Here is a 7,555-nt window from a genome sequence, read left to right on the forward strand (position 1 = left end):
ATGTAAAGATTTTGCTGCGTTATTGTTTATTTTTGCGAAGCGCGCCGCACCATTCAGAGGCAAATATCTCCCGTTGCACCGTTTCGGTGCTGCCGATGATCTACGCTGGTGCGACAAAGTTGCACGTTAAGCCAAACTGCGTTTACCTGAATAAACAAAGCAATAGGCGTGCCAGAATGGGAGTCTGGAGAAAATTGTCGGGTGGCGGCTACGCCACCCGGCAACAGAAGGAAAGGTTATTTACGACGCTGACGCAGGCTCATCAGCACCGCGCCAAAGCCGAACAGCGCGGTCAGTACCCACAGCGGCCAGTTGCCGGTGCGCGCATATGGCGTCAGCCCCGTGGTTGGCGTGACTTTAGTGGTCAGCACCTCGCGTGTAAACTGCGGGATCATCGCCTGAATCTCGCCCTGCGGACCAATCACGGCGGTGATGCCGTTGTTGGTGCTGCGCAGCAGCGGACGCGCCAGCTCCAGAGAGCGCATACGTGCCATCTGGAAGTGCTGCCACGGCCCGATTGACTTACCAAACCAGGCATCATTGGAGATGGTCAGCAGATAGTCGGTATCCGGGCGGAAGTTATCGCGTACCTGCTCGCCGAGAATGATTTCGTAGCAGATGGCCGCCGTCAGGGCCAGGCCGTGCGCGTGCAGCTGAGGCTGTACGTACGGGCCGCGGCTGAAAGAGGACATCGGCAGGTCAAAGAACGGGGCCAGCGGGCGCAGAATCGACTCCAGCGGGACAAATTCACCAAATGGCACCAGGTGATTTTTGTTGTACCGGTCTGTGGAGTGGTAGCTGTACTCGCTACCTTTCCCGAGCGTAATGATGCTGTTGTAGGTGTCGTAGCGGTTCTGCTGATTCAGACGCGCATCGACAATCCCGGTGATCAGGGTGCTGCCGCGCGCCAGCAGCAGGTCGTTCATCATGTTGAGGAACGGCTGCTGGTTGAGCTCCAGATCGGGAATGGCAGACTCCGGCCAGATAATCAGCTGTGATTTTCCCATCACCTCTTCGGTGGCGTTGGCGTAGATCTTCAGCGTATTCAGCAGTTCTTTCTCGTCCCACTTCATGGACTGCGGGATGTTCCCCTGCACCATGGAAACCTGCATGGTGCGCTCTGGCTCGGGCGTGAACCACTGGATATAGCGCAGCGGGAAGGGCAGGGCAAACAGCACCAGCGCCACAGCCAGCGGCTTCCAGCAGCGTGTGACCAGCGCTAATACCAGCAGGCCGCTCACCACCATCAGCAGGAAGTTGATGGCCTCAACGCCCATTACCGGCGCCAGCCCCTTCAGGGGGCCGTCAATCTGGCTGTAGCCGAACTGTAGCCACGGGAAGCCCGTCAGCACCCAGCCGCGCAGGAACTCGGTTATCTGCCAGACTACCGGCGCGGCAATGGCGACGCGCAGCCAGGTGGTTTTTGGCCACAGGCGAGAAAGGATGCCGGCGAACAGACCGGTATAGAGCGAGAGATACGCGGCGAGCAATACCACCAGGAAGACGTTTACCGGGCCAGGCATACCGCCAAACTGGGCGATGCTGACATAGACCCAGTTGATACCTGAGCCAAACAGCCCCAGCCCCCAGAAGTAACCGATGGCAGCAGCCTGTACCGGACGACGATTCAGGGTCAGGCCCTGAAGCCCCATCAGGGAGAGAATGGCGGCGGGCCAGATATCGTAAGGAGAAAAAGCCAGCGTACCGCTGGCTCCGAGTAACAGCGCCAGCAGCAAACGGACGCGCTGGCGTTCAAGCAGTGGGGCAAATGCCATTTACATTAATCTTCCAGTTTTGGCACCGGTGAGTCGTCCGGCGTTCTGACGTGAACCTGTATAATACGTCGGCTGTCGGCCATTGCCACTTTGAACTGGTAACCGTCGATGTCAACGGTCTCACCGCGCGCCGGGAGGTGGCCAAAGGCCTGCATCACCAGCCCGCCAATGGTATCGACCTCTTCATCGCTGAAGTGGGTACCGAAGGCGTCGTTGAAGTCCTCGATGGAGGCCAGCGCGCGCACGGTCCAGGTGTGGCGGCTAAGCTGACGGAAGTCGATATCTTCTTCTTCGTCGTACTCGTCTTCGATTTCGCCCACGATCAGCTCAAGAATATCCTCGATCGTGACCAGACCGGAAACGCCACCAAACTCATCAATAACAATCGCCATGTGGTAACGCTGAGAGCGAAATTCTTTCAACATCCGATCCACACGTTTACTTTCCGGCACAACCACGGCCTGGCGTAACACTTTTTCCATGCTGAAGGCTTCGGCATCGCTGCGCATAAACGGCAGCAGATCTTTCGCCATCAAAATCCCTTCGATGTGATCTTTGTCTTCGCTGATGACCGGGAAACGCGAGTGGGCGGATTCGATGATCACATCGAGGCACTCGTCCAGAGTCTGGTTACGTTTCAGGGTGATCATCTGCGAGCGGGGGATCATGATATCGCGAACGCGCTGGTCGGCGATGTCCATAACCCCTTCGAGCATTTCGCGCGTATCTTCGTCGATAAGGTCGTTCTGCCCGGAATCACGAATCAGCTCCAGCAGCTCATCACGGTTTTTGGGTTCGCCGTGGAAAAGCTGGTTCAGAATGAGGGAGAAAAATCCCTTTTTACTGGTTGTCGTGTCGCTACTGTGTGAATTGTCGTCGCTCATGGCGTTTGTTAAGGGTTCTCTTGTTAGTTCAACGTTTACCGCCACGCGATATCCTTTCGTGGCGGCATGTGAGTCCGTCAGGTGACGGACTATTCTTTCTCGGCAATGTACGGATCCTCATAGCCCAGAGCAAGCATTATCTCTGTCTCGAGGGACTCCATCTCTTCCGCTTCGTCATCTTCAATGTGATCGTAGCCGAGCAGATGCAGGCTGCCGTGTACCACCATATGCGCCCAGTGGGCCTCAAGCGGCTTTTGCTGCTCTTTCGCTTCCTGTTCAACCACCTGACGGCAGATGATCAGATCGCCCAGCAGCGGCATCTCAATGCCCGGAGGCGCTTCAAACGGGAAAGAGAGCACGTTGGTCGGCTTATCTTTCCCGCGATAGGTCAGGTTAAGCTCATGGCTTTCTGCTTCATCCACCAGGCGAATCGTCACTTCTGATTCTTCCTGAAACTGAGGAATAACGGCATCCAGCCATTTCTGAAACTGTGCCTCATCTGGCATGCCGGAATTGTCTTCACAGGCCAGCTGTAAATCGAGGATCACCTGACTCATTTCTGTTCTTGCTCCTGCGCTTCGCGCTTACGTTCTGCGGCCAGTTCGGCCTTACGCTTCTGATCCGCCTCTTCCCAGGCTTCATAGGCGTTAACGATACGCGCGACCACCGGGTGGCGTACCACATCTTCACTGTGGAAGAAGTTAAAGCTGATTTCGTCGACCTCGGCCAGCACCTCAATCGCGTGGCGCAGTCCTGATTTGGTGCTGCGCGGCAGGTCGATCTGGGTGACGTCTCCGGTAATGACCGCTTTCGAGTTAAAGCCGATACGCGTCAGGAACATCTTCATCTGTTCGATGGTGGTGTTCTGGCTCTCATCGAGAATGATGAACGCATCGTTCAGCGTACGACCGCGCATGTAGGCGAGCGGGGCAACTTCGATAACGTTACGCTCAATGAGCTTCTCGACCTTCTCAAAGCCGAGCATCTCGAACAGCGCATCGTATAAAGGACGCAGATACGGGTCGACCTTTTGACTCAGATCGCCCGGCAGGAAGCCCAGCTTTTCGCCCGCTTCGACGGCAGGGCGGGTCAGCAGGATGCGACGGATCTCCTGGCGTTCCAGCGCATCTACCGCAGCGGCAACGGCCAGATAGGTTTTACCCGTACCCGCCGGACCCACGCCGAAGGTGATGTCATGGTCGAGGATATTGGCGATGTACTGCGCCTGGTTTGGCGTACGCGGCTTAATGACGCCACGTTTGGTCTTGATATTGATTGCTTTACCGTAGTCCGGCACGCTTTCCGCGCTTTGCTCAAGCACGCGCGCCTCTTTAATGGCGAGGTGGATCTGTTCCGGCTCTATATCCTGCGTTTCGCCGCGCATTGGGGCGGTATCAACATACAGGCTACGCAGAATGTCCGCAGCGGCGTTGACGCAGATAGGGCGTCCGGTAAGTTTGAAATGATTATCGCGACGATTGATTTCGATACCCAGACGTCGCTCCAGTTGTTTGATGTTGTCATCAAACGGCCCGCACAGGCTCAGCAGGCGAGCGTTGTCTGCTGGCTCAAGGCTAATTTCACGCGTATCTATATTCAAACTGTTCCTCTTTAATTGTTTAACTGACCCATTGCGATAGGGCGTAATAAAACGGTCATTACCGAAATTATTCACGCCACAGAATAAAGGCGCAAGCGTTGCGGAAGATATTGGGGACGATGAGAGGAAATACAAGGCCTGCCGGAAAGGCAGGCCAGGAGGATTAAGGCTGGTAAATCCCCACGCCAGAATCGTTTTCTTTACGGGTACGAGAGATCACGGATTCCGGTGACTCGGCAATACGCAGGCCCATTTCGTCCTCGGTGCGTACCAGCTTCGCGCGCAGCGAGTTGGTCAGCACTTCAACAATCTCGACGTCCACGAATTTACCGATCATATCCGGGGTGCCTTCGAAGTTCACCACGCGGTTGTTTTCGGTACGACCAGAGAGTTCCATAATGCTCTTGCGGGAGGTGCCTTCCACCAGAATGCGCTGAACGGTGCCGAGCATACGGCGGCTCCACGCGTTGGCCTGCTGGTTAATACGCTCCTGCAGAATATACAGACGCTGCTTTTTCTCTTCTTCCGGCACATCGTCAACCATATCGGCCGCAGGTGTTCCAGGACGCGCAGAGAAGATGAAGCTGTAGCTGACGTCAAAATTCACTTCACCGATGAGCTTCATGGTGCGCTCGAAGTCATCAGCGGTTTCGCCAGGGAAGCCGACGATAAAGTCGGAGCTGATCTGGATATCCGGACGTGCTTCACGCAGCTTGCGAATGGTGGACTTGTACTCCAGCACCGTATGCGGGCGGCCCATCAGGTTCAGCACGCGGTCAGAGCCACACTGAATCGGCAGGTGCAGGAAGCTCACCAGCTCTGGCGTATCGCGATACACGTCAATGATGTCGTCGGTAAACTCCATCGGGTGGCTGGTGGTAAAGCGAATGCGGTCTATACCGTCAATCGCGGCCACCAGACGCAGCAGCTCGGCAAAGCTGCCGGTGGTGCCGTCGTAGTTTTCCCCGCGCCAGGCGTTTACGTTCTGGCCCAGCAGATTCACTTCGCGAACGCCCTGTGCGGCAAGCTGCGCAATTTCAAACAGAATATCGTCTGCCGGACGGCTGACTTCTTCACCGCGGGTGTAAGGCACCACGCAGTAAGTGCAGTATTTGTTGCAGCCTTCCATGATGGAGACGAAGGCGGTCGGGCCATCGGCGCGCGGCTCCGGCAGACGGTCAAACTTTTCGATTTCCGGGAAGCTGACGTCAACGACCGGGCTGCGGCTGCCGCGAACCTGATTGATCATCTCCGGCAGGCGGTGCAGGGTCTGAGGACCAAAGACAATATCCACATACGGGGCTCTCTGGCGGATCAGCTTACCTTCCTGCGACGCAACGCAGCCACCCACGCCGATGATCAGGTCCGGATTTTTTCGCTTGAGAAGCTTCCAGCGGCCTAACACGTGAAAGACTTTTTCCTGCGCTTTTTCACGAATCGAACAGGTGTTCAGCAGCAGCACGTCCGCTTCTTTCACATTTTCTGTCAGCTGGTATCCGTGGGTTGAATCCAGCAGATCGGCCATCTTGGATGAATCGTATTCGTTCATCTGACAGCCCCAGGTTTTTATATGGAGTTTTTTAGTCATCGACTTGCTCAGCTCAGGATTGCAAGCCGCGTATTGTAATGCTTTGGTGGGGTTGTGACCAGTATGAAGGTTATGTGTCTCAGGACCGCAAAAATCCGGTAAACTTAAGGGATTCTCCAATAAGGAAAATTGACCATGACACTCCTACACACCGAAGTTGCCGTTGTCGGCGGCGGTATGGTCGGCGGCGCGCTGGCGCTGGGGCTGGCGCAGCAGGGATTTGAGGTAACGGTAATTGAACAGGCTGCTCCGCCGGCCTTCGATCCCGCCAGCAAACCGGATGTGCGCATATCCGCGATCAGCGCGGCGTCCGTCGATCTGCTGCGCGGGCTGGGCGTCTGGGAGGCGGTGCTGGCGATGCGCGCCCATCCTTATAGCCGTCTTGAAACCTGGGAGTGGGAAAATGCCCACGTCGCGTTTGATGCCGCTGAGCTAAAGCTGCCGCGCCTGGGTTATATGGTGGAAAACAACGTGCTTCAGCAGGCGCTCTGGCAGGCGCTGGAGGCGCACCCGAAGGTGACGCTGCGCGTTCCGGCGTCGATTAAGGCTCTACATCCTCAGGAGAGCGGGTATTCGCTGACGCTCGACAGCGGCGATGAACTGGCCGTTAAGCTCGTCGTCGGAGCGGACGGCGCTAACTCGCAGGTCCGACAGATGGCGGGAATTGGCGTTCATGCCTGGCAGTATGAGCAGTCCTGCATGCTGATTACCGTCGAGTGCGAGAATGCGCCGGGAGAAAGCACGTGGCAGCACTTTACGCCGAATGGCCCGCATGCGTTTTTACCGCTGTTTGATAACTGGGCATCGCTGGTCTGGTACGACAAACCGGCACGCATTCGCCAGCTGCAGGGGCTTTCAATGGAACAATTGCAGCGGGAAATTCGCCTGAATTTCCCGAGTCGTCTGGGCAACGTTACGCCGGTGGCTGCCGGGGCGTTTCCCCTCACGCGGCGCCATGCTTTGCAGTATGCCCGTGAAGGGCTGGCGCTGGTGGGCGATGCAGCGCACACCATTCATCCGCTGGCCGGGCAGGGCGTGAATCTGGGGTACCGTGATGTCGATGCGTTACTGGATGTGCTGAGCAGCGCCCGCGGGCACGCGGAAAACTGGGCCAGCCATCAGATTCTGAAGCGTTACCAGACGCGACGCATGGCGGATAACTTTATTATGCAGTCGGGGATGGATCTGTTCTATGCCGGGTTCAGCAATGACTTAGCCCCGGTGCGCATTCTGCGTAATATTGGATTGATGGCAGCGGAGCGTGCAGGTGGTTTGAAGCGTCAGGCGCTGAAATACGCCTTAGGACTTTAGTTTTCATTCCCTCTCCCCGTGGGAGAGGGTCAGGGTGAGGGCATCAGGCCGCACAATACTAAAAACAAAAACAAAAACAAAAACAAAAAAGCCCGCAGAGCGGGCTTTTTTGTTACTTAAGTGGCTGGGGTGCAGGGATTCGAACCCCGGAATGCTGGTATCAGAAACCAGAGCCTTACCGCTTGGCGACACCCCAATTGCGTTAAACAAACTGCTTAACGACTTTTTAAATTGGCTGGGGTACGAGGATTCGAACCTCGGAATGCCGGAATCAGAATCCGGTGCCTTACCGCTTGGCGATACCCCAACAATTTGTGTTGATTACCGAAAAATCGACAATCTTAATTTGGTGGCTACGACGGGATTCGAACCTGTGACCCCATCATTATGAGTGATG

At 56.1% G+C, this 7,555-nt stretch carries 6 protein-coding genes and 2 tRNA genes; 1 reads left to right on the forward strand and 7 read right to left on the reverse strand.

Annotated elements, in window-relative coordinates:
• Window positions 1–236: 236 nt before the first annotated feature.
• From lnt to miaB, 5 genes are all read right to left on the reverse strand, one after another.
• The gene (gene lnt / locus ADJ24_RS08390; protein WP_023310757.1) at window positions 237–1,775 is read right to left on the reverse strand and encodes an apolipoprotein N-acyltransferase; all 1,539 of its coding nucleotides are present in this window, start codon (window positions 1,773–1,775) and stop codon (window positions 237–239) included.
• Between the two features lie 5 nt (window positions 1,776–1,780).
• Complete coding sequence (corC, locus tag ADJ24_RS08395) at window positions 1,781–2,659, reverse strand: CNNM family magnesium/cobalt transport protein CorC (RefSeq protein WP_021242574.1); 879 nt, start codon at window positions 2,657–2,659, stop codon at window positions 1,781–1,783.
• Between the two features lie 89 nt (window positions 2,660–2,748).
• A complete protein-coding gene (gene ybeY / locus ADJ24_RS08400; protein ID WP_008501052.1) occupies window positions 2,749–3,216 on the reverse strand; it encodes an rRNA maturation RNase YbeY in 468 nt (155 codons plus the stop codon).
• Window positions 3,213–4,259 carry a PhoH family protein gene (locus ADJ24_RS08405; RefSeq protein WP_023310759.1) on the reverse strand — a complete coding sequence of 349 codons (1,047 nt, stop codon included), beginning with the start codon at window positions 4,257–4,259 and terminating at the stop codon, window positions 3,213–3,215. The genes ybeY and ADJ24_RS08405 overlap by 4 nt, the downstream gene beginning before the upstream one ends.
• A gap of 163 nt (window positions 4,260–4,422) precedes the next feature.
• Window positions 4,423–5,847: a tRNA (N6-isopentenyl adenosine(37)-C2)-methylthiotransferase MiaB gene (gene miaB, locus ADJ24_RS08410; RefSeq protein ID WP_023310760.1), complete on the reverse strand. Its 1,425-nt coding sequence runs from the start codon at window positions 5,845–5,847 to the stop codon at window positions 4,423–4,425.
• 135 nt (window positions 5,848–5,982) lie between these two features.
• Here miaB and ubiF point away from each other — a divergent pair, with 135 nt between their 5' ends.
• Entirely contained in the window at window positions 5,983–7,158 is a 1,176-nt protein-coding gene (ubiF, locus tag ADJ24_RS08415) for a 3-demethoxyubiquinol 3-hydroxylase (protein ID WP_023310761.1), read from the forward strand.
• Between the two features lie 121 nt (window positions 7,159–7,279).
• Here the strand turns inward: ubiF and ADJ24_RS08420 are convergent.
• Window positions 7,280–7,354: transfer RNA gene (locus tag ADJ24_RS08420), tRNA-Gln, on the reverse strand.
• 36 nt (window positions 7,355–7,390) lie between these two features.
• A tRNA-Gln gene (locus ADJ24_RS08425) sits at window positions 7,391–7,465 on the reverse strand.
• Window positions 7,466–7,555 lie beyond the last annotated feature (90 nt).

Origin of the sequence: Enterobacter sp. 940_PEND (genome assembly GCF_001059415.1) — a bacterium.
Taxonomy (GTDB): Bacteria; Pseudomonadota; Gammaproteobacteria; order Enterobacterales; family Enterobacteriaceae; genus Enterobacter; species Enterobacter cloacae_M.

Bases quoted from the DNA above. Each gene is read 5' to 3' on its own strand.
- lnt (WP_023310757.1), bottom strand. From the start codon at position 1,775: ATGGCATTTGCCCCACTGCTTGAACGCCAGCGCGTCCGTTTGCTGCTG.
- corC (WP_021242574.1), bottom strand. From the start codon at position 2,659: ATGAGCGACGACAATTCACACAGTAGCGACACGACAACCAGTAAAAAG.
- ybeY (WP_008501052.1), bottom strand. From the start codon at position 3,216: ATGAGTCAGGTGATCCTCGATTTACAGCTGGCCTGTGAAGACAATTCC.
- miaB (WP_023310760.1), bottom strand. From the start codon at position 5,847: ATGACTAAAAAACTCCATATAAAAACCTGGGGCTGTCAGATGAACGAA.
- ubiF (WP_023310761.1), top strand. From the start codon at position 5,983: ATGACACTCCTACACACCGAAGTTGCCGTTGTCGGCGGCGGTATGGTC.